Origin of the sequence: Bradyrhizobium sp. OAE829 (assembly GCF_040546575.1) — a bacterium.
Taxonomy (GTDB): Bacteria; Pseudomonadota; Alphaproteobacteria; order Rhizobiales; family Xanthobacteraceae; genus Bradyrhizobium.
This window is the reverse complement of record NZ_JBEPOE010000001.1, coordinates 1,414,282-1,435,922: the sequence shown is the minus strand read 5'-3', so window position 1 is coordinate 1,435,922 and position 21,641 is coordinate 1,414,282. Positions and strand designations below refer to the sequence as shown.

Genomic DNA, 21,641 nt, shown 5'->3' with positions numbered 1-21,641 from the left:
GCCTGTTTGCAGCTACACCACCGCCCTTTGCCCCTGCGCGAAGGGGCTGAGGCCCAGCCATTGCTGCATCGATTTGGCGATCGAGCTGTCGCCGGTGACCTTGATGCGGCCGGCCTCGACTTCGTTGTTCAGCTTGGCGACGCCCATCCACACCGCGGTCATGGAGCGCAGGGGGCAGCTGACATAGAGGTCGACGTCGTAGCCGGGATCGGTGAGGCAGAGGTCGACCTTTTCTTGCTCCACCACCAGCCACCATGATTTCCGGTCCGGCCGCATCTCCGGATAGATGAAGTTGATGGTGGTGCGGCGCGGCGGCAATGGCGTCGGCTGCAGGTTGCGCCGCATGTCCCACATCAACAGCCCGGGATCGAGATTCTTCAGCGACAGCGTCGACTCGACCCAGCGCTGCCCCCAGAAGCCGAGCGACATGACGATGCCGCGCAGATCTTCGCCCGCCTCGGTCAGCTTGTAGTCCATCACGCCGTGCTGACCGGTTGGCACCGGGACGATCACGCCGGCCTCTTCCAATTCCTTCAGCCGTTTCGACAACAGCGTCGGCGACATCCGCGGCACGCCGCGGCGCAGTTCGTTGAAGCGCGTGGTGCCGCAGAGCAATTCGCGCAGCACCAGCGCGGTCCAGCGGTTGCAGAAGATCTCTGACGCCATCGCCACCGGGCAGAACTGCCCATAGCTTCCGCGTTCGCTTTTGTCGGGCAACGGGGTTCTCCTCATGCACGCGCGGGGGCAGTACAGATACTATACTGGTCGGGCCTGCCGGCGGCCATAGCGAAGCGAATAATCCAGTGTTTACAGTGGCCTGTTTTCCATGCGGCGCATCGCCGCCGCGGCAGTACAGTTCCTGAACTGGAGGGATCTTGCGCCCGGGCCTAGTTTCCGGGGCATTAGACATCTCGCTTACTCGCGAATGTCCCAATGAATGGAGGGATCACCATGAGCAGCAACGCAGCACGCGCCATCGATGCGACAACGCACCGCAACCCTGTCGAGATCGCCCGCGAGCTCGGCCCCATCTTCGCCGAGCGCGCCGCCACCGCCACCGACGAGGACCAGTTCGTCGCCGAGAATTTTGCCGCGCTCAAGGAAGCGGGCCTGGTCGAGGCCGGCGTGCCCACTGAACTTGGCGGCGGCGGCGCCAGTATCGATGAGCTCGCCGAAATGCTGCGCATCCTCGGCCAGCATTGCGGCTCCACCGCGCTGGCGTTTTCCATGCACACCCATCAGGTCGCGATTCCCGCCTGGCGCTGGAAGGTGCAGAAGGCGGCGCCCGTCGAGCCCTTGCTCAAGCGCATCGCTGCCGAGCGCATCTTCTTGCTGTCGAGCGGCGGCAGCGACTGGATCGGCGGCTCCGGCAAGGCCGAGAAGGTCGACGGCGGCTATCGCATCACCGCGCGCAAGGTGTTTGCCTCCGGCTCGCCGGCCGCGAACCTGTTCATGACCACCGCCGTGCTGGAGAGCGAAGGCGAACCGGCCCAGGTGTTGCACTTCGGCCTGCCGATGAACTCGCCGCAGGTGAAGGTGATGGACAACTGGCGCACGCTCGGCATGCGCGGCACCGGCTCCAACGACGTCTTGATCGACGGCCATGTGGTGCCGGAGGCAGCCGTTGCGGTGAAGCGCAAGGCCGGCGAATGGCATCCGCTGTTCCAGATCATCGCAACCATCGCGTTCCCGCTGATCTATTCGGTCTATCTCGGCGTCGCCGAGAGCGCCCGCGACATCGCGGTTGGTGTCGCGAAAAAGAAGAAGGTCGACAACCACATGATCCAGCTCGCCGGCCGCATGGATACCGAACTGGCCGGTGCGCGCCTTGCCCGCGAGCACATGCTGGCGGCGGTGCGGCTCGATGCGCCTTCGGCCGAGACCATCAACCAGGTGATGACGGGCCGCACGCTCGTCGCGCGCCACGCCATTGCCACCGTAGAGCTTGCGATGGAGCTCGCCGGCGGCGCCGGCTTCTACCGCGCCACTGGGCTGGAGCGTCGCTTCCGCGACATCCAGGCCGCGCGCTACCACCCGCTGCAGGCCGGCCCGCAGGCGCAATACGCCGGCTCGATGGCGCTCGGCCTGCCGGTGGACAAGGTGTTCTAGGATACGCACGGCTCTCCTCCCGAGAGAAGCGGTTGAGGGGTCTGTCTCCGAGGGAGACAGGCCCATCACCCGCTCGCGATTCTTACTCTTCCGCGCGCAGACAGAGAGGCATTGGAGCAGCCCGAGTGGTGATTGATGGGATGCACCTTCTCGGGTGATGGCGGACAGCGCGTTTGGTGTCAGCTGTTGGCACTCTTGAGACTTGCCGTTCGGTTCTGACACGTCCGTTTCCAGAAGGCAGACCGGAAGTCACCGGTGGAGGGCCAAACCGGCGCTGATGGCCCAACGCAGACATCGAACGAGGCGCGCTTAGGTTCTTCCCGAGGGTGGATTTCCGGTTAGAGTGGGGCCCCTAATCCCTGGGGCAGTGATGCGGCGACGCGAGTTCATAGGTCTCGTCGGTGGTGCGGCAGCGTGGCCGGTGGCGGCGAGGGCGCAGCAGCCCGAGCGGATGCGCCGCATCGGGATCCTCCTGCCCGCAACCGCGGACGATGCGGGAATGCAGGCCCGGATCGCGGCATTTCATCAGGGCCTGGAGCGATCGGGCTGGACCATCGGCCGCAACGTGCGCATCGACACCCGCTGGGCCACGACCGATGCTGGCGAGATTCGCAGGCACGCGGCGGAATTGGCGGCGCTCGCGCCCGACGTCATCCTGGCCCATGCGGCCACGACCGTGGGGCCGTTGCTGCAGGCGACCCGCACCGTACCGGTCGTGTTCCCGGCCGTCGTCGATCCGGTCGGCGCCGGCTTCGTCGACAGCCTGGCGCGGCCGGGCGGCAACGCCACCGGTTTCATGAACTACGAATACAGCCTGGCGGGCAAATGGCTGGAACTGCTCAAACAGATCGCGCCCGGCCTGACACGAGTAGCGGTCCTTCGGAATGCCGCCTCAGCCTCCGGCCCAGGCCAGTTCGCCGCCATCCAGGCCGTGGCGCCGACGCTCAGCGTGGAGGTGAACCCGGTCAACGTGCGCGACGCCGGCGAGGTCGAGCGCGCAGTCGCCGCCTTCGCGCGTGCTCCGAACGGCGGGCTGATCGTGACGGCGAGCCCGTTGGCGCAGCGTCATCGCGATCTGATCGTCGTGCTGGCGGCCCGCCACAAGCTACCTGCGGTCTACTTCGAACGCCTCTTCGTCGCCGCCGGTGGGTTGCTCTCCTATGGGCCTGATCAGATCGACATGTATCGCCGGGCAGCCGGCTATGTCGACCGCATCCTCAAAGGCGAGAAGCCCGCCGAGCTCCCGGTACAGGCACCGACCAAGTACGAGCTGGCGATCAATCTCAAGACCGCCAAGACGCTCGGCCTCGCTGTGCCGCAGACACTGCTCGCCGGCGCCGACGAGGTGATCGAATAAAGAGCCGGTGTCAGTATCTTTCGGAGCCGACGTCCCGTGATCGCTTGAACGCATGCCTTCACGGTGCAATCTACCTGTGCCTTGAGAACTCCGTCGGCTCGTGCACAAGAGCAATCCGTGCGCGACGGATGCGACAGATCAACCCGACGGGCGTGCTGCTCATGGGATGGTGTGGTAGGGTGTGATCCTCGCTGGGGGACAACCCATGAGGCGACGGGATTTTGTCACTCTGTTCGGCGGCTCCGCCATAGCGTGGCCACTCGCGGTCCAGGCGCAGCAGCGGGCGATGCCGGTGATCGGATATTTGGGCATTACGTCGGCAGAATCCGATGCCTTCCGGCTGTCCGGCCTTCGGCGCGGGTTGAACGAAACCGGCTATGTTGAGGGCCGGAATTTAACGATCGAGTACCGCTGGGGCGGATACCAACCTGATCGACTACCCGCATTGGTGGCTGAGCTGATCCAAATGCGGGTGGCTGTGATCGTCACACCCGGCCTTCTCTCGACACTCGCGGCAAAGGCTGCGACCACCACCATCCCGGTTGTTTTTGGCGTCGGCGCCGACCCGGTGCAGAATGGTCTTGTCGCAGGTCTCAATCGACCGGGCGGCAACCTCACGGGCGTTAATGTGCTCAGCAACGAGTTTGGCGCCAAGGGGCTCGCGCTATTTCACGAGCTGGTGCCCGGCACCACGACCATTGGCCTTCTTGGGAACCCGAACAATCCGATGATTGACGAGCAGGTTACGAGAGAAGTGTCGGCGGCCGCCTCTGCCATGGGGATACGGATTCAAATTTTGAAAGCCACCACCGACCGGGAAATCGACGCCGCCTTCGTGAGCCTGGTTCAAGCGCGCACCGGAGCGCTGCTCGTCAGCAACGACGCTTTCTTCAATAGCCGGGTCAAGCAAATAGTTGCGCTCGCGGCACACCATGCGATTCCGGTGATGTACGGATCGCCTGAGTTCATCGTGGGTGGCGGACTCATGGGTTATGGAGCCAGCCTGACGGAAGCATATCGACAGGTAGGACTTTACGTGGGCCGCATTCTCAAGGGCGAGAAGCCAGCCGACTTACCGGTCGTTCAAGCTTCCAGGTTCGAGCTGGTCATCAACCTCAAGACCGCGAGGGCGCTCGGGCTCGCAATTCCAGCGAGGCTGCTCGCACTTGTTGATCAGGTGATCGAATGAGAGACTTTTGCTGCGGCGCATGAGTCCGAAGCGGACGAGCCGGTCGCAAGAACGGTCCGGCAGGCTGGTACGGCCGGTCTCCCTATGCTTTGATGCCGAATGGCTTTGGGCAGAGGACGACCCTCGTGGCCGGTGAGCGCGTCGAGCGGCGATTGGCGGCGGTCCTGGCGGCCGATGTGGTCGGCTACTCTGCGTTGATGCAACACGCCGAAGAAGCCACCTTCGCTGAGTTCGAACGGCTCAAGCGCGAAGTAATCGAGCCAGGACTCTCCCGCCACGACGGGCGATTGATCAAGACCACCGGTGACGGAGTGTTGGGCGAGTTTGCAAGTCCGTCGGCTGCGGTACGATGCGCGGTGGAGATACAGGAAAGCATCGCATCGGGCCGAAGTCCCCTTGAGCTACGTATCGGGATCAACCTCGGGGAGGTTATTGTTGGGGCCGACGGCGATCTTTTTGGCGACGGGATCAACATTGCGTTCCGGCTGGAGGGAGCCGCTGACCCAGGCGGTATCCTGCTGTCCGAGAAGGTGTACATCGAAGTCGAAGGCAAGTTGGACGTCGGTTTCGAGGACAAGGGCCAGCAGCAACTCAAGAACATCTCCAGGCCCGTCCGTGCCTACGCCATCTGCGCCGCGGCAAATCGCGCGCCGACCGAGCGGCTAACGGCAGTCCCGCCACTCCCGGACAAGCCCTCCATCGCCGTGCTGCCGTTTGAAAACATGAGCGGTGATCCCGAGCAGGAGTATTTTGCTGACGGGATGGTGGAAGAGATCACGACAGCGCTTTCGCGTTTCAAATGGCTGTTCGTGATCGCTCGCAATTCGAGCTTTACGTTCAAAGGCCGCGCCGTCGATATCAAGGAAGTCGGACGCAGGCTTGGCGTACGCTACGTCCTTGAGGGGTCGGTCCGCAAGGCATCGGAGAGGGTCCGTATCACAACGCAACTGATTGATGCAGTCACCGGGATTCATCTGTGGAGCGACCGGTTCGAGGGGAGCCTTGGGAACATATTTGACCTCCAGGATCAGGTGGCGAGCAGTGTTGTCGGAGCTATCGATCCGAAGCTGCAGGAAGCCGAAATTGCGCGCGTGAAACGAAAATCTCCGGCAAATCATGATGCCTATGACTGCTTCCTGCGCGCGTCAGCCTTGCTCCATCATTGGACAGCTGAGGGCCGTGAAGAGGCACTCCGCTTATTCTACAAGGCCATCGAGTTGGATCCCGAGTACGGGCAAGCTTACGCCTTCGCAACCTTTTGCTACTGTTCGCGCAAGGTAGACGGACTAGCCGCCGACCCCGACAACGAGCGTTGCGAAACCGAACGACTGGCCCGTGAGGCGATACGGCTGGGCAGGGACGACGCCTTCTCGCTAAGCCACGCAGGGTTCGCCCTGGCGCAGGTCGTCGGTGAGTTAAACGAGGGGGCGGCGTTAATCGAGCGGGCGCTTGCGCATAATCCAAACCTTGCGGGATCGTGGCAAATGGGTGGCTGGGTTAAGCTTTGGCTCAATCAGCCAGACGCTGCGATCGATCATTTTGCTCGAGCGATGCGATTAAGCCCACTTGATTTTGGATTCCATGGGGCTGAGACGGGCACCGCGTTTGCGCATCTCCGCGCGGGACGTTACGAGGAGGCTTCGATTTGGGCTGACAAGGCGTTGCGTGACCAACCCAGATCCGCTGATGCAGCGCAGGCCGTAGCATTAAGCAGCGCGTTTGTCGGGGATCTGGAGAAAGCAAAGGAGGCGATTAAACGCTTGCGTGAGGTTGCGCCCAATCGGCGCATATCTACTGCCATCATTTCGAAAAATTTATCGCCGAAAGTCAGAGCTCGTGTCGTTGATATTCTCAGAGATGCGGGAATGCCCGAGTGAGTCCCAGTGCGGATCGTGCTGCTGAACTCACAGGGTCTTGGGGCATGTCGAAGCGTGAGTGCCGGAGAGGGCGCACTGATCGGCTCTCCAGAAGCCGGAATGACCGCGTTTGGCACGATACGGACCTGCCGGGCTTACCGACGATGTCTGCTTCCGGAGATAGAATCGACCTTCCGCGCCGACGGAGCGAGGTCTCAGTTTGACCCAAAGCGGACATCAAGGCTGGACTGATCGCAGCCTACAGCGCCGTCCAACCTTTCCACGAACTGTTCTATATTTCGATCTGTTATATGGCCGTCAGGGGGGCTCAGGGGCTTCTTCTTGGTCTATAAGAGGCGATGCAACTTCAATCGACTTTGACGTGTCCCGGCTGCGGACATCGATCGGCTGAAACCATGCCGACCGATGCCTGCCAATTCTTCTATGACTGCACCGGCTGCGGCACCAGGTTGAAGCCCAAGGCTGGCGACTGCTGCGTGTTCTGCTCCTACGGCACCGTGCCGTGCCCGCCGATCCAGCAGAATGGCAAGGATGCGTGCTGTAGCTAAGGCCGTCTCAGTTAGCCCCGCTTCCTGTCGGGAGCTTGACCGCTACGCCGCCCCGGATAGCAAGCCCCATCACGCCAATTAGACCTAATTTCACTTGTTGAGCGGCTCACATGGCCCCCAACGAGACCGCCTTGGTTGGCGGCCGATTATCTGGTCGATCTCATTTGCCAGCGCCTGAATGCGACAACCGCCCAAATGGCCTCAACTACGCCGAACGGCCACGCCCCTTGAAGGAAGCCATACGCCGAACCGAGTGCGCACGATCCCGCGAACCCAAGTATCAACCAGGAGCTCCAATCTTCCAGTGCGTAACAGATGAGCATGGCGGTGACGGCAAACAGGCCGAAGGCGGTAAGTGCGTCCACGATTATCTTTATGCCAAACTTATACCGGTTCACGCTGACTCATATCGATTTCCTATAAGCAGAGTGGATACGATCCCGCGGCCCAGAGGCCGCAAAAATGCTGGAGTTCGATGACAAGACCCGAGCGAACATGATGACAGCGCTCGATTTGGGCTGCAAACATTTGTCGGGTAATTTCGATACAGCCGAAAATCGAACGCGTATCGGTGATACGATTGTTGATGCCGCAAGGTCAGGCAAGCGTACCCTGGCACAGTTTATCGACGTGGCGCTACACGAGGTCGTGGCGATAAGAGGTCCGAAGCCGTCGCCTGTTCAAGCGGTGATAGGCTGGTTAGGACACCGCATCAAAAGGGCGTAGTTCGCGCTTTGAGTGCACATCCTAACGGCCATTCATCGCGAACCTGGACTGTCGCGTTGTCGAGGTCGGCTATTGTCCCGTGATCGCTTGAACGCATGGGTTCACGCCGCGCTCTACCTGTGCCTTGAGAACTGTGTCGCCTCCTGCGCAAGAGCAATCGGCGCGCGAAGCATGCGACAAATCAACCCGACGGGCAAATCACTTCTGGTTTACAGAAGTCTTGTCAAGTCCAAAAATTCCGAAAATCAAAAAGATTTCTCTTCCCTTCCACCCCAAATCACCTGCACATCTATGCCCATCCCGTCCCACTCAGAGGGGCGTCGGCCGTCGTCATGACGAGGGGCGGGGATGCGGTGGACGCTGATGTTGCGATTGACGGTCGCGGCAAAGGCGTACGGCGAAAGCGTGTGGTCCTGGCGCCCGTAACGGCGTCAAGCCTTAAGGGAGCTAACGCTTCCGAGGGGCGACGGTGGCAATAGAGACCGTCTCACCGGGGAGAGCGCGTCATAAGCCGTAAAGCCATTGCGCAGGGAATGTCGGATGCTCTCCGCTGCCCTGTATGCTCGTGTGCAGCTTTGTTTGCACTATTCGCACACGAGACCGCGGGTGCAGCGCGCATCCGGCATTCCCTGCGCCCTCTGATTTCTGAGAGGGACGAAGAACTTGAAAACCTCGGGCGCAATGCGGTCGCGAGAACGCGAAACTATAACCTCGTCGTCCCGGCCTTGAGCTCAGATGCGCAATTGCGCATCGGGGAACCCATACGCCGCGGCTCCTGTTGTCGAAAAATCAGCCCACACCAACCCCGCTAAACCGGCTCGTAGCTCTCGCTCGCGCAGGTGTCTTCCGCCTCGACGTGGCGGCGATCGAAAATCGCGCCGTTGGAAATCGTGATGCGATAGGTTTGCGTGCCGAGCGGCTTGCCGTTCACCGAGGTCAGATCGGCCTTGACGCAGGCGGTCCAGCCCGTTCCGCGCAGCTCGGGGCGCGGCGCGGAGAACTGTACTCCCCTCGGATTGGATGCCGCCAGGAACACCGAATCCAGTTTTTCGCTGAGCAGACGCTTGAGGTCCGGCGGCGCCTCGAGCGGCGGCGGTTCGGGCGCTTTGGCGCGCATGAATTCCGGCGCCGGCGAGCGGACGTCGGCAAAGCCGCAGCCTGCCAGCACAAGCGCACCCCCCGCGATCAACGCAATGTGAACAATGACCCGCCCCATCACCGGTTTTCTACCCCGGGACGGCGAAAATTGCGCCCCCCTGCGGCGATCAAATTGTGCGGCCGAGCGGGCCGCGCCGATCAACATTTGCTGAACCGCGCATCCGGACAGGCTATCATGCCCCGGATACCGATCCCGGGATTGCCATCATCCCGACGGAACGTCGCCGAGATGGCGAAGAAAGCAGGGGCGATGAAGACCATTACCATTGCGGCATTCATTCTGGCGTTGCTTGCGATGCCGGCGCACGCCCAGGGCCGGCGACAGCAAGGGGGAGGTGAGGAAACGAGGGCGAAGCAGGACACCAAGCCGAAGGTGGACGAGAAAGCCTACAAGGCTGCGCTCGAGCGAATTCCCGAACCGAAGGAAAAATACGATCCCTGGGGCGTCGCGCGTCCGGCGGAACCCGCCAAGAAATCCAGGTAATCCAGCAAATCCAGGTAAACCAAATTGATTACATCTAATCGCGCGGGCTTTATGCCTGCGACATATTCGTCGTTGAACTGAGTCTGTGTCCCACCTCACACTGCCTGACTTGCGTGAACCTTTACCACCAAGACCTTGACCAATTTGCAGCCTGCATTGCCGGAGGTGGCCCATGTTTCGTCACGCGCTTTTCCACTTGGTATTTCCGGCGGCGCTGCTGCTGGGCGCGCATTCCGCCTCCGCCGAAAGCCGCCTCGCGCTGGTGATCGGCCAATCGGCCTATAAATCCGTTCCGGCGCTGCCCAATCCGATCAACGACGCCAAGGCGGTCAGCCGGATGCTGATCGATTCCGGCTTCGAGGTTTCGACCGTTTCCGATCTGTCGCAAAGCCAGATTCGCGATCAGCTCTCGGCGTTCGCCGGCAAGGTCGCGTCCAAGGGCGGCGATTCGATCGCGCTGGTATATTACGCCGGACATGGCGTGCAGATCGACGGCGAGAATTTTCTGGTGCCGGTCGACATCGATCCGAAACGGGAATCCGATATTCCGATCCAGGCGGTGCGGCTGAACGACGTCCTGAACACGCTGACCTCGGCGCCGAGCAAGATGCGCATCCTGCTGCTCGATGCCTGCCGCAACAATCCGTTCCCTGGCATATCCAAGAGCGCGGGCGGTGGGCTCGCGATCATCGACGCCAAGATCGGCGCGCCGAACACGTTCCTGTCGTTCTCGACCTCGCCCGGTGCGGTGGCCGAGGACGGCACGGGCAGCAACAGTCCCTACACCACCGCGTTGATCGCCGCGGCCAAGGAAACCAACATTCCGATCGAGGAAACCTTCAAGCGCACGCGCGTGTCGGTCAACAAGGCGACCGATGGGCGGCAGACGCCGTGGGACAGTTCCTCGCTGACGGAGGATTTCAGATTTTCCGGCGCCCCGGTGGCCGGCCCGAAGCTGGCCGCGACCAAGAAAACCGTCGAGGAGTGGACGCGCGAACTGAAGGGCAAGCCGGTCGAGGCCGCGAATGAAATCATCGTCGCCGACGGCACCGATGAATCCTACGAGGCGTTTGCCAATCTGTACGCGCAGACTCCACTCGGTGCACTGGCCCGCGACTGGCTCAACAGGCACAAGCGCATGGTGGCGTGGAACAATGCTGTCATCGCCAACACCGCGGCGGGCTATCGCGCCTTCCTGACGAGCTTCCCGGACAGTGATTTGACGCCGACCGCGCGCACGATGGAAGAACGCCTGCGCAACCGTCCCGAGATCATCCCGGCGGTGGCGGTGAGCGGTGGCGCTACGCCGCAGAACGTCGCGCTGACCTGTCCCTGCACCCCGCCGGCGTCAGCGCCGCAGCTGAAGAAGAACATTGCGCCGATCAAGCGCGTCGATCCGGATCCGCCCAGGCGCGTCGAGCGCGCGCCGCCGAAGCGGGTGCGCGGGCCCGACTACTATGATGATGAAGTGGTCTATCGCCGCCCACCGCCGCGCGAGGTGTATGAGCCCGTCGGGCCGCCTGTCGGCGTCGGCATCGGGATTGGCATCGGTGGCGGCGGCTATGGTGGCGGCGGTCATCAGGGCGGCCGGGGTAGATACTGAGGCGGCAATCACGTTATCGATCTTGCAAGAGAGCGCCGCCCGTGCGGCGCTTCTCGTTGCGGAGATAGCATGCGAAGCCTGATCGGCCTGTTCGCCGCGGCCTCGTTGCCGCGCTGCTGCTCGCGGCGTGGTCGCTGGCGTCGCCGCCGTGGTGCGAAAACGTAATCGTGCTCTGTTTGAGAATCTCATATAGCGCAGCGCAATTGCGGACGATCGATTGAGCGCAAGCGGTGCTTGCGCATGCATTCGGATTTCGATTACGACATTGCCCGTGAAACGTGCTGGCGCGGTTTTCCGGCATTGGTGCCGGCTTTCGCCGTCATGCGCCAAGGGAGAGCATCATGAAGACGACTGTTTCGATCCTGTTTGCGGCGGCGCTTACGCTTCCGCTTGGACTTGCATCCGTTCCGGCGCACGCCGTCGTGCTCGATCTGTCGACCATGACCTGCAAGCAGTTCGTCGATGGTGGTGATGACACCATCAAGATGGTGTTGACCTGGATGGACGGCTGGTACAAGGGCGACTCCGACGAGGCGATCATCGACACCGACGTGTTCGTCGAGAACGCCAAGAAGTTCGGCACCTATTGCGGAAAGAATCCGACGATGAGCATCGTCAATGCCGCTGAATCGGTCCTCGGCAAGTAAATAAACTACAGCATCGCGAACGCGCTCGAGACCATCGCCACCGGCTTGTTGTCGGTGGCGCTGGAGAGCGTGACGCGGCCGAAGCTCATGGTGCGCCCGAGGCGAACCACGCGCGCATCGGCCAGCACGTCGGAGGCGGTGACCGCGCGCATGAAATGCGTGGTCTGGTCGACCGTCGTCATCGGGCGATAGCCGCGATTGGCGGCGACGTTGGCAATTACCATCGCGGTGTCGGCAAACGCCATCAGCGCCTGGCCGGAGACAACGCCGCCATTGCGGCACAGCCGTTCCGAGAACGGCATGCGCAGGATCGCACCGGGCTGCCAGTCGGCCGATCCACCCGGCGGCGGGGTGAAGTCGAAACCCTCGATCGACAGATTGAGGTCAAGCACCCACGGTGCAAACACCTCGTCCAGCACCCGCTTTGCTTCCGCGATGCCGAATTCCGCGGTCTGTTGCTGTTGCATGAATGGTTGTTCCTCGGACGGATATTTATCCGCCCATTGTAAGGGGCATTCGGCCGAAATGACCATGGCAGACCCGGTCGGCATTCCCAATCGTCCGGCCTGCATTGGCTTGAAAATGCCAGACTTGATGGGCATGATCGCCGCTTGGGGGAGTGGGGCGCGTTCATGTTTCGCCGGATAGTATTGATTTCGAGCCTGATGGCCGTGGGCCTTGCGCTTAGCGGCTGCACCAAATGCGGTCCGATCTGGGACGACTGGATGCAATCCCCCAAATCCTGCAAGTCGGACCGGCTTTGATCCGCGCGCTTGGCGGTGCGGCTGCGGCGGTGATATACCGCCCGAAAACGCCGGGGAGAGTGTCCCAAAGGAGAGCCTGTTATGAGAATTCTGAGCGCGGCCGTGATGATGGTGTTGCTGACGGCGCCCGCTTACGCGCAGATGCCCAACCTGAACCTGATGCCGGAAGTCGTCACCCGGACTCCGGAGGAGAAGGAACAGGATGCGATCAAGGATAAGGCTTACAAGGAATCGCTGAAGAAGATTCCCGACTCCAAGGCCGCTTCCGATCCGTGGGGAACCGTGCGCAGCAACGACACGCCCAAGGCGGCTGCGCCAGCCAAGCCGAAGACCGGCAGTGCGGCCAATACCCCTCGCTAGCCGAAAGCCCCCATAGCGCGGACTCGGAATCGTTCTCCGCCGCCCCTATATTGAACGTGTCGTCATGTGTTTCGGAGTTGCGACATGGTCATGCGTCCGCGCGATCTGGCCAGCCGGATGGCCGCCCGGCGCAAGCCGGATGATGGCTATCTGCGCGAGACCTTCACATTGCCACGCGAGGTAGCGCGGGCGAGGGCGCGCGATTTCCTCAGCCGCTATCCCAAAGCGGCCTATTTGAGCGCGGTCGAAAGCTGGCGCGAACTGCCGGGCGGCGACATCGAATTCACGATGCGGCGGCTCCCCAGCGCGGACTAGAACGGCGAACTAGCCAGATGCGCGTTTTTTCCGCTCGCGGTTGATCCGCAGCTGTACCCGTCTCACCGCGAGCAGATAGAGTTTGGCTTCGGTTTTGCCGGCGATGACCCTGTCGTCAATCCGGAATTGCCATTTCCAGATACCCGGAGCAACCGCAGTCACGGTGTATTCAACGCCCTTGTAGATCATGAAGCAGCCCTGTCCGACACAAGCCGCATTCAATCCGAGATGGTAACTTTAGATTGTAAATATTATTTGATACCCGTAGAGGGAATAGGTGGGCGCGGGGCGCCGAACTGGGAGGTTGCTCCGTGCCCGGTGTGCCTGAGCTCGCGGTCGATCTTCAGCTGAACGCGGCGCATGGCGAGCAGGAGCAGTCTTGCTTCCGTTCTGCCCGACCTGGCGAGGTCACCGATCCGGAATTGCCAGTTCCAGATCCCCGGGGTTTCCGATCTTGTCAGCGTATACTCTATGCCTTTGTGATTCATAGGGAATCTCCCCATACGCCAACTGAACTAACTGAGTTGGGCGGGTAAAGTTTCCGTTTGTCCGATAGGCGTACTGTGCGGTCGTCTAACGATAAAGCGCCCCTGTGACACGCGGTGATCGCGATGCGAGGGGCAATCCCGCGTTCGGCAGTTGGGCTGGCCATGCCCCTTGCCGGCGCTCCCACGCGCCGCGGCTTGTTACTTGCCGACAGAGCCTGGAATGCCGCAGGGGCAGTCCTTCCTGAACTGTCCAAAACGCACCGCGCCGCGCAAGCGGAATATGGTCGCTTGGCGGCGCAGGCTTATACCCCGAGTGATGCAATGTCCCAGGCAGCTATATGTCTTGGCGGCCCCGCAAAAGGTTCAACGTCTCCTGTTAAAAAAATCCAATCCTGAAACGAAGCGATCGCTCCCGCCGTATCTGTCTGACGGTGGGGTGGTCCTCCAGATTATTCCCCGCTGTCGGCGACCCCGACCGTATGGCCCCATGCGGCGGGGTCGTTTTGCTGTGGCGACGCGCCGGGCGCTTCGGCTTAATCGAACGTGACGCCGATGCGCTTATCCTTGCGCCAGACGATATGGCACGGCCGCTTCAATTGTTCTGATGGCACGAACAGCGTGAAGCGGTCCGGGATGAACAGCGGGGTCACGACCTCGAGCGCTGCGCCGGAGGCCGAGAGATTCCGAACGGTGCAATCGATTCCGCCGCCGCCGAACTCGATGGTTCCGGCCTTCAACGTGCGACGCCGCGGTGCGATCCGGGTCTCGTCCATAGCCCCCATTATAGCACTGATTCACGCGCAAATGGATGGTGAGCAGGGGTTCGCGCGGGGGTAAGGCGCGAACACAAGGCGAAAAACTGGCGACCATCCGGTTGGGAACTTTGTTCTTGTCCGGAGAACTACGGGGGAAGGGCCGCCTTGCAAATGAAAGAGGCCGCCGATGAAAGGCGGCCTCTTCAAACCGTCGGTTACGGCAGGGTTGTGGCGATGTTCCTGATGGTGCCGGTATGGAAGCGAATGACGGCTACGACATGGTGGTAAAGATCGCTCAAACGGCCGCCGCCGTTCACGGCGTCCAGTTCGTCGATGGTCAGTTCGCCGACGTTCAGTTCATCGATAGGCTTCTGGCCAATCTCAATCATGCGTCTCTCCTTTGTTGAGGATTACGACAATCGCGTTGCAAGGGTGCGCTCGGATGTTCCCGTTGGCTGTGATGGCTGGCACACTCAAACTGAGCCGCTGCATGTTTCAAATCTGGCCGGTGACGTTTTGAAATCGCGTCGAGGGAAGGCATCGATCAATTCGCCGATCGTCGCCGCACAATTTGCGTTGAGCGGATACGCGGTCCGCAGAGCTTCTCGCACCTGGCCGAAATCGAACGTCAGGTATGGCCCTGGCGGCGTCCTCAAACACAAAAGAGGCCGCCAAGCGCGGCGGCCCCTCAATTCCGGTTTGCCCGGACCGGCCTTATCGCATGTGCAGGGTCATCTTCTGCGGCGATACCAGCGGCTGATGCACGGCGTCCAGCAAGCGGGCGCCCAAAGCCTTGAGGTACGCGTCGACGATCCGGTCGAGGATGGCGCCGCCGCTGACCTGTTCGAGTTGTTCAAACGACATTTCGCAGATTTCGTTGTTGCGTTCGGTCATGTCCGTCTCCTGTTTGCGTGGGCAGGACCATTCCCGCCACCCTTGATGACAGGGATAGGCTGTCTCGCGACGCACTGCTGTGATGACCGTCACACGACGGCCCAGACGCAAAATCGCGAAAACAGCTCCATGCAAAGTAGAATGGGGCCGCCGAGGTCGCAGAGTCGGATACTGGCCAACATTGAACACCCAAGAAGGCAAAGCAGGGCACTCAAAAGCACAGCGCCACCAAGCTGAATAATGCTTGGCGGCGCTGCACCCGAGCTGGAAATTGCAATGCCCCAGCCTGGAGTAGACGTTCGGGACAGGACAAGGTTGCTGAAAAAGGAAACAGAATTTCGGGAACAAGTGGCAGTGGGCGGAGTTGTGAAGGTGCTGCCAGTTCCCAGTTGCCCCGGCAGCACAAGCGGCCCCAGTGCCTCTTCCCCGAGGCTGGGGTCGTTTCTTTGGGCGCGCTAGGACCGCTTCGAGGGTACGGCAGGCGCCAGTGCTTCGATAGCAGCGCGCCCTGTTTTGCTGTGCTGCTGAGAGAGGCAACGATCAGGATAGCAATGCGCTGGCAGCGGGTTGGATGCGCAACAAAGTCGGTCGCGAGATCAATGCGTGGTTATTGGTCGAGGCGAAGATGGACCGATAGAAATCGGCGAACTGATCAAAGATTGACGAAGAAGGGGCCGCCAACTGAGGCGGCCTCGTTTACGCGACGGGCGGGTAGCTGGGCTTCGGAAGGCTGATTGCACTCGAATTGATGACGCCCTTCGAAATGCCTTTACCCCCTGAGACCGATTCAAGCGCATCGTCGGTCAGTTGCTCCGCATCGGTCAGTTTGCGAATTTCATTCCGGTTGTTCATGGTCCCGCTCGCGCTGTGGCGCCCTTGTGCGTCGTTGATCTGGCGCGAGTATGCCGGGCGGCTATCGGGGCGACTGTGACAGTCGTCACGAAAGCGTTCCTGCAAAGGAAAGAGGGCCGCCAACTGAGGCGGCCTCGCTTTTTCTAGGCTGGTTCTGGTGGTTGAAGTCCGGGAGAGGAGAGCCACTCGTTGATGTGAGAGGCCGTCTCCAGGTGCCTGATCTTCCTGAGCAGCACTTCCTTCTGAGGACCAGGTTTGAGCTTGGCTACCTGTGCTTCCAACCGGGCCTTCTCAGCTGCAATTCGATCTTCAAATGTGTGGGGAACGGATCGGCGACGCTGCATGATACAACCTCGTTGCTTACGGGTCCTAACCGTAGGGTTTGCTTTTCCGATCCTATAAAATTCCGATCCGGGGCGTCGGTTCCGAAGTGAACAATCCAAAAAAAGGTCACTGCGCATTTCAACTTAGGCCCGCCAAGGGGTCGAAACAGGCCAGTACCGGCCGGCTCGGACTACCCACTTTGGGGGATGAACAGAGCACGGCAACATCGCGGCGCTGGTGAGGGCCAAAAAGGGCCACCTCAAAATCAAAAGGGATCATTAACTTAGAGTGGGATGGAAGGGGGCCAGCACCCCGATCTCTGAAAGAACATATTGCGAACGGAGAACAAAGGTGGTACAAGTTCTCACTGTTCGAATCCCTGAGATCCCTCGTCGTCCGTTTGTCCCGCTAGCGAATCCCCGCCATAAGGAGCACCCATGTCCGCCACTGCCCTGCGTATCGTCGAAGGATCCTCCATGGATAAGACCAAGGCCCTGTCCGCCGCGCTCTCCCAGATCGAGCGCCAGTTCGGCAAGGGTTCAGTGATGAAGCTGGGCAAGAACGATCGCTCGATGGATATCGAGACGATTTCGTCGGGCTCGCTCGGGCTGGACATCGCGCTCGGCGTCGGCGGCCTGCCGAAAGGCCGCGTGGTCGAAATCTACGGGCCGGAATCATCAGGCAAGACCACGCTGGCGCTGCACACGGTGGCCGAAGCCCAGAAGAAGGGCGGCATTTGCGCCTTCATCGACGCAGAACATGCGCTCGACCCGGTCTATGCCCGCAAGCTCGGCGTCAACATCGACGAACTCCTGATCTCGCAGCCCGACACCGGCGAGCAGGCGCTGGAAATCTGCGACACGCTGGTGCGCTCGGGTGCGGTCGACGTGCTGGTGGTGGACTCCGTCGCTGCCCTGGTGCCGAAGGCCGAACTCGAAGGCGAGATGGGCGATGCGCTGCCCGGCCTGCAGGCGCGGTTGATGAGCCAGGCGCTGCGCAAGCTCACCGCCTCGATCAACAAATCCAATACCATGGTGATCTTCATCAACCAGATCCGCATGAAGATCGGCGTGATGTACGGTTCGCCGGAAACCACCACCGGCGGCAACGCGCTGAAGTTTTACGCCTCCGTCCGCCTCGACATCCGACGCATCGGCGCGATCAAGGAACGCGACGAGGTCGTCGGCAACCAGACCCGCGTCAAGGTCGTAAAGAACAAGCTGGCGCCGCCGTTCAAGCAGGTTGAATTCGACATCATGTATGGCGAGGGCGTCTCCAAGATGGGCGAAATCCTCGACCTCGGCGTCAAGGCCGGCATCGTCGAAAAGTCCGGCGCCTGGTTCTCCTATGACAGCCAAAGGCTCGGGCAGGGGCGTGAGAACTCGAAAGCGTTCCTCAAGGCCAACCCCGACATGACCGCAAAGATCGAGGCCGCGATCCGCCAGAACTCCGGCCTGATCGCCGAACAGATTCTCGCCGGTCCCCCCGAGCGCGACGCCGACGGCGAAGAGCCGGCAGACGAGTAGGATTTTCCGAACCTCGGGTCGCCTGACCCGGGTTTCGACATAGCGGGTGCTGAGGACGTTGAGTTGCCGACGTCTTCAGTGCCCGTTTTGTTATGACGGTCATTCCAGGATGGTCCGAAGGACCAGACCTCAGGTGCAATTGCGCACCGGGGAATCTCGAGATTCTCAGATGTGCAATTGCACATCATAGTTCGCGCTAATGCGCGCCCTCAGATGCGCAATTGCGCATCGCGGAGTGACGGCCTTTCGGCCGTCACTCCGCTGCCTGCGCGTAATCCTCGACCGGCGGGCACGAGCACACCAGATTGCGGTCGCCGTAGACGTTGTCGACGCGGCCGACCGGGCACCAGTATTTGTCCGTCCGCGACGTGCCGGCCGGGAAGCAGCCCTCGGCGCGGCTGTAGGCGCGGGCCCAGGCGTCGTCGGCGATGTCGTGCACGGTGTGCGGGGCGTGGCGCAGCGGCGATGCTTCGATCTTCCAGCGGCCCTTCTCGACCTCGGCGATCTCGTTGCGGATCGCGATCATGGCATCGCAGAAGCGATCCAGCTCCGCCTTCGACTCGGATTCGGTCGGCTCGATCATCAGCGTGCCCGGCACCGGAAAGCTCATGGTCGGCGCGTGGAATCCGTAGTCGATCAGCCTTTTCGCGATGTCGTCGACGGTGACGCCGCTGGTCGCTTTGAGCGGGCGGGGATCGACGATGCACTCATGTGCCACGCGGCCCTTTGCATTCTTGTAGAGCACCGGGAAATGCGGATCGAGTTTGCTCGCGATGTAGTTGGCGTTGAGAATCGCGATCTCGGTCGCCCGCGTCAGGCCTTCGCCGCCCATCATCAGGATGTAGATGTAGGAGATCGTGAGGATCGATGCCGAGCCGAACGGGGCGGCCGACACCGGCCCGATCGGATGCGGCACCGTGCCGTCGGTCGCGGGATGACCGGGCAGGAAGGGCGCCAGATGCGCCTTGACGCCGATCGGTCCCATGCCGGGTCCGCCGCCGCCATGCGGAATGCAGAACGTCTTGTGCAAATTCAGATGGCTGACATCGGCGCCGTAATCGCCGGGCCGCGACAGGCCGACCTGCGCATTCATGTTGGCGCCGTCGAGATAGACCTGCCCACCATGGCCATGCACGATGTCGCAGATGTCGCGGATATGCTCCTCGAACACGCCATGGGTCGACGGATAGGTGATCATGATCGCGGCGAGATTCTTCGAATGCTTTTCAGCCTTCGCCCGCAGGTCGTCCACATCGACGTCGCCTCTGATGTCGCAGGCGACCACCACGACGTCCATGCCGACCATCGCGGCGGAGGCCGGGTTGGTGCCGTGCGCGGAGGACGGGATCAGGCAGATTTTGCGATGCGGCTCGCCGCGTGCGACGTGATAGCCGCGGATCGCCAACAGCCCGGCATATTCGCCCTGCGCGCCGGAGTTCGGCTGCAGCGAAATCGCGTCATAGCCGGTGATGTCGCACAGCCATTTTTCCAGCCGCTTGAACAGCGCGTGATAACCCTTGGCCTGTTCGTTCGGAGCAAACGGATGCAGGCTGCCGAACTCGGCCCAGGTCAGCGGGATCATCTCCGCCGTTGCGTTGAGCTTCATGGTGCAGGAACCGAGCGGAATCATCGCGCGGTCGAGCGCGAGATCGCGATCACTGAGCTTGCGCATGTAGCGCAGCAGTTCGGTCTCGGAGCGGTGCGCGTGAAATACCGGATGGGTCAAGTACGCGGTGGCGCGCTTCAACTCGGCCGGAAGTGCCTCGCGTGCGCCAATCTCGATTTCCGCGTAGGACAATTTGCCGCCGAATGCGCGCCACACCGCCTCGATCACGGCCGGCGTCGTGGTCTCGTCCACCGAAATTCCAAGCGTGCCGTCACTGATGCGCAGATTGATCTTCTCCGCGCGGGCGCGGGCGACGGTCTCGTCCTGCTTGGCGCCTGATGCCACGGTGACGGTGTCGAAGAAATTCTGCGACGCCGGCGCAAAGCCGAGTTTTGTCAGTCCCGCCGCCAGCACGGCGGCGCGCCGGTGCACCTGGCGCGCGATGTGTGTCAGTCCTTCGGGGCCATGATAGACCGCGTACATCGAGGCGATCACTGCCAGCAGCACCTGCGCGGTGCAGATGTTGGAGGTGGCCTTTTCACGGCGGATATGCTGCTCGCGGGTTTGCAGCGCGAGGCGATAGGCCGGCTCGCCGCGCGAATCCACCGACAGCCCGACGATGCGGCCGGGCAGCGAGCGCTTCAGCCCGTCGCGCACCGCCATATAGGCGGCATGCGGCCCGCCATAACCCATCGGCACGCCAAAGCGCTGCGCCGATCCGATTGCAATGTCCGCGCCGAGTTCGCCGGGCGAGGCCAGCAGCGTCAGCGCGAGCAGATCGGCGGCGACGACGGGAAGCGCCCCCTTGGCGCGCAGCGACGCAATCGCGGGGCGCAGATCACGCACCGCGCCGGAGCTCCCAGGGTATTGCAGCAGCGCACCCAAAACGTCCGCCTTGTCGAGATCGGCGAGGGGATCGCCGACGATCAGTTTCCAGCCCAGCGGCTCGGCGCGGGTGCGCAGCAGCGCCAGCGTCTGGGGATGGACGTCTTTGTCAACGAAGAAGGCCTGTGCCTTGACTTGGGAATGCCGCTCCGCCAGCGCCATCGCTTCGGCCGCAGCCGTCGCTTCATCGAGCAACGAGGCGTTGGCGACGTCGAGGCCGGTGAGATCGCAGATCATGGTCTGGAAGTTGAACAGCGCTTCCAGCCGGCCCTGGCTGATCTCGGGCTGGTACGGCGTATACGCCGTGTACCAGGCCGGGTTCTCCAGGATATTGCGCTGGATCACCGCGGGCAGAACGGTGCCGGAATAGCCTTGGCCGATCAGCGAGGTGAACACCTGGTTCTGCGCGGCGAGATCCCCCATATGCGCCAGCGCTTCGGTCTCGCTCAACGCGCACCCGAGGTCGAGCGGCGTCTTCTGCCGGATCGAGGACGGCAGCGTCTGGCTCATGAGTTCGCCAAGGCTTTTGGCGCCGACGCTTTCCAGCATCGCCTGGATGTCGCGGGGCGAGGGGCCGATATGGCGGCGCACGAAATCGGTGGCGGGTTCGTTCAGGGGCTTGAAGGGCGCGTTCATGGGTGAGTCCTTGTCACGTCGAATTCGATAAATCCGTCATGGCCGGGCTTGTCCCGGCCATCCACGTCTTGGACGCAAAGAAAGTCGTGGATGCCCGGGACAAGCCCGGGCATGACGGAAAGAGAATGTTGGGTCAGATTGATTCAAACGAACCTCCAACACGCTTCATTCGTCACGCGGTGTGCTTGGCGTAGGCGGCTTCGTCCATCAGGCCGTCGAGTTCGCTTTTGTCCGCAATCTTCAGCTTGAAGAACCAGGCCTTGCCGGCGGCGTCGGAGTTCACCAGCGCGGGTTCGGCGGCGAGTTCCTCGTTGACTTCGAGCACGTCGCCGGAGATCGGCGCATAGACGTCGGAGGCGGCCTTGACGGATTCGACCACGGCGGCGGCCTCCGCCTTCTTCAGGCTGCGGCCGACCTTGGGCAGTTCGACGAATACGACGTCGCCGAGCTGCGACTGCGCATAGTCGGTGACGCCGATGGTGGCGACATCGCCCTCGATGCGGAGCCATTCATGGTCGGTTGTGAACAAGATCGTCAT

Annotated in this window: 23 protein-coding genes; 12 read left to right on the top strand and 11 right to left on the bottom strand. The window is 61.9% G+C overall.

Going from position 1 to position 21,641, the window contains the following annotated elements; translation table 11 throughout:
* Positions 1-12 precede the first annotated feature (12 nt).
* Positions 13-666, bottom strand: coding sequence for a winged helix-turn-helix transcriptional regulator (locus ABIE49_RS07095; protein ID WP_354067420.1), 654 nt, complete (start codon positions 664-666; stop codon positions 13-15).
* 285 nt (positions 667-951) lie between these two features.
* Between ABIE49_RS07095 and ABIE49_RS07090 the strand changes: the two genes are divergently transcribed.
* From ABIE49_RS07090 to ABIE49_RS07070, 5 genes are all read left to right on the top strand, one after another.
* Positions 952-2,109: an acyl-CoA dehydrogenase family protein gene (locus tag ABIE49_RS07090; protein ID WP_192734203.1), complete on the top strand. Its 1,158-nt coding sequence runs from the start codon at positions 952-954 to the stop codon at positions 2,107-2,109.
* A 370-nt stretch (positions 2,110-2,479) separates the two neighbouring features.
* Positions 2,480-3,466: an ABC transporter substrate-binding protein gene (locus tag ABIE49_RS07085; RefSeq protein ID WP_192734202.1), complete on the top strand. Its 987-nt coding sequence runs from the start codon at positions 2,480-2,482 to the stop codon at positions 3,464-3,466.
* Between the two features lie 205 nt (positions 3,467-3,671).
* On the top strand, positions 3,672-4,655 hold the full coding sequence (locus ABIE49_RS07080) for an ABC transporter substrate-binding protein (protein ID WP_192734201.1): 984 nt from the start codon (positions 3,672-3,674) through the stop codon (positions 4,653-4,655).
* Between the two features lie 125 nt (positions 4,656-4,780).
* Positions 4,781-6,532 (top strand): adenylate/guanylate cyclase domain-containing protein, encoded by a 1,752-nt coding sequence (locus tag ABIE49_RS07075; protein WP_354066635.1) that lies wholly within the window; start codon positions 4,781-4,783, stop codon positions 6,530-6,532.
* A 338-nt stretch (positions 6,533-6,870) separates the two neighbouring features.
* Positions 6,871-7,080 carry a GDCCVxC domain-containing (seleno)protein gene (locus ABIE49_RS07070; RefSeq protein WP_354066634.1) on the top strand — a complete coding sequence of 70 codons (210 nt, stop codon included), beginning with the start codon at positions 6,871-6,873 and terminating at the stop codon, positions 7,078-7,080.
* 146 nt (positions 7,081-7,226) lie between these two features.
* On the opposite strand, the gene ABIE49_RS07065 is transcribed toward ABIE49_RS07070, so the two are convergent.
* Positions 7,227-7,445 (bottom strand): hypothetical protein, encoded by a 219-nt coding sequence (locus ABIE49_RS07065; RefSeq protein WP_354066633.1) that lies wholly within the window; start codon positions 7,443-7,445, stop codon positions 7,227-7,229.
* 97 nt (positions 7,446-7,542) lie between these two features.
* On the opposite strand from ABIE49_RS07065, the gene ABIE49_RS07060 reads away from it, so the two are divergent.
* Positions 7,543-7,806 (top strand): hypothetical protein, encoded by a 264-nt coding sequence (locus ABIE49_RS07060; protein ID WP_192734199.1) that lies wholly within the window; start codon positions 7,543-7,545, stop codon positions 7,804-7,806.
* 808 nt (positions 7,807-8,614) lie between these two features.
* Here the strand turns inward: ABIE49_RS07060 and ABIE49_RS07055 are convergent.
* Positions 8,615-9,022 carry a hypothetical protein gene (locus ABIE49_RS07055; RefSeq protein WP_192734198.1) on the bottom strand — a complete coding sequence of 136 codons (408 nt, stop codon included), beginning with the start codon at positions 9,020-9,022 and terminating at the stop codon, positions 8,615-8,617.
* Positions 9,023-9,214: 192 nt separating this feature from the next.
* Between ABIE49_RS07055 and ABIE49_RS07050 the strand changes: the two genes are divergently transcribed.
* The 3 genes from ABIE49_RS07050 to ABIE49_RS07040 all read left to right on the top strand — a co-directional run bounded on the left by ABIE49_RS07050 (position 9,215) and on the right by ABIE49_RS07040 (position 11,698).
* The gene (locus tag ABIE49_RS07050) at positions 9,215-9,448 is read left to right on the top strand and encodes a hypothetical protein (RefSeq protein WP_192734281.1); all 234 of its coding nucleotides are present in this window, start codon (positions 9,215-9,217) and stop codon (positions 9,446-9,448) included.
* Between the two features lie 172 nt (positions 9,449-9,620).
* Positions 9,621-11,051 carry a caspase family protein gene (locus tag ABIE49_RS07045; protein WP_192734197.1) on the top strand — a complete coding sequence of 477 codons (1,431 nt, stop codon included), beginning with the start codon at positions 9,621-9,623 and terminating at the stop codon, positions 11,049-11,051.
* Positions 11,052-11,392: 341 nt separating this feature from the next.
* Positions 11,393-11,698 (top strand): HdeA/HdeB family chaperone, encoded by a 306-nt coding sequence (locus ABIE49_RS07040; RefSeq protein WP_192734196.1) that lies wholly within the window; start codon positions 11,393-11,395, stop codon positions 11,696-11,698.
* 5 nt (positions 11,699-11,703) lie between these two features.
* Here the strand turns inward: ABIE49_RS07040 and ABIE49_RS07035 are convergent, their stop codons facing one another.
* Positions 11,704-12,165 (bottom strand): PaaI family thioesterase, encoded by a 462-nt coding sequence (locus tag ABIE49_RS07035; protein WP_192734195.1) that lies wholly within the window; start codon positions 12,163-12,165, stop codon positions 11,704-11,706.
* Positions 12,166-12,543: 378 nt separating this feature from the next.
* On the opposite strand from ABIE49_RS07035, the gene ABIE49_RS07030 reads away from it, so the two are divergent.
* Entirely contained in the window at positions 12,544-12,822 is a 279-nt protein-coding gene (locus ABIE49_RS07030; RefSeq protein ID WP_192734194.1) for a hypothetical protein, read from the top strand.
* A gap of 84 nt (positions 12,823-12,906) precedes the next feature.
* A complete protein-coding gene (locus tag ABIE49_RS07025; protein WP_192734193.1) occupies positions 12,907-13,137 on the top strand; it encodes a hypothetical protein in 231 nt (76 codons plus the stop codon).
* A 9-nt stretch (positions 13,138-13,146) separates the two neighbouring features.
* Here ABIE49_RS07025 and ABIE49_RS07020 read toward each other — a convergent pair whose 3' ends face one another.
* From ABIE49_RS07020 to ABIE49_RS07000, 5 genes are all read right to left on the bottom strand, one after another.
* Positions 13,147-13,326 (bottom strand): hypothetical protein, encoded by a 180-nt coding sequence (locus tag ABIE49_RS07020; protein ID WP_192734192.1) that lies wholly within the window; start codon positions 13,324-13,326, stop codon positions 13,147-13,149.
* Between the two features lie 832 nt (positions 13,327-14,158).
* A complete protein-coding gene (locus ABIE49_RS07015) occupies positions 14,159-14,398 on the bottom strand; it encodes a PilZ domain-containing protein (protein ID WP_192734191.1) in 240 nt (79 codons plus the stop codon).
* Positions 14,399-14,595: 197 nt separating this feature from the next.
* Positions 14,596-14,769, bottom strand: a complete 174-nt coding sequence (locus tag ABIE49_RS07010) for a hypothetical protein (protein WP_192734190.1) — start codon at positions 14,767-14,769, stop codon at positions 14,596-14,598.
* A gap of 325 nt (positions 14,770-15,094) precedes the next feature.
* Complete coding sequence (locus ABIE49_RS07005) at positions 15,095-15,274, bottom strand: hypothetical protein (protein WP_192734189.1); 180 nt, start codon at positions 15,272-15,274, stop codon at positions 15,095-15,097.
* 696 nt (positions 15,275-15,970) lie between these two features.
* Positions 15,971-16,249: a hypothetical protein gene (locus ABIE49_RS07000; RefSeq protein WP_192734188.1), complete on the bottom strand. Its 279-nt coding sequence runs from the start codon at positions 16,247-16,249 to the stop codon at positions 15,971-15,973.
* A 638-nt stretch (positions 16,250-16,887) separates the two neighbouring features.
* On the opposite strand from ABIE49_RS07000, the gene recA reads away from it, so the two are divergent.
* Positions 16,888-17,976, top strand: coding sequence for a recombinase RecA (recA, locus tag ABIE49_RS06995; protein ID WP_192734187.1), 1,089 nt, complete (start codon positions 16,888-16,890; stop codon positions 17,974-17,976).
* A 253-nt stretch (positions 17,977-18,229) separates the two neighbouring features.
* On the opposite strand, the gene gcvP is transcribed toward recA, so the two are convergent.
* Complete coding sequence (gcvP, locus tag ABIE49_RS06990; RefSeq protein WP_192734186.1) at positions 18,230-21,103, bottom strand: aminomethyl-transferring glycine dehydrogenase; 2,874 nt, start codon at positions 21,101-21,103, stop codon at positions 18,230-18,232.
* A 172-nt stretch (positions 21,104-21,275) separates the two neighbouring features.
* Entirely contained in the window at positions 21,276-21,641 is a 366-nt protein-coding gene (gene gcvH, locus ABIE49_RS06985) for a glycine cleavage system protein GcvH (RefSeq protein ID WP_192734185.1), read from the bottom strand.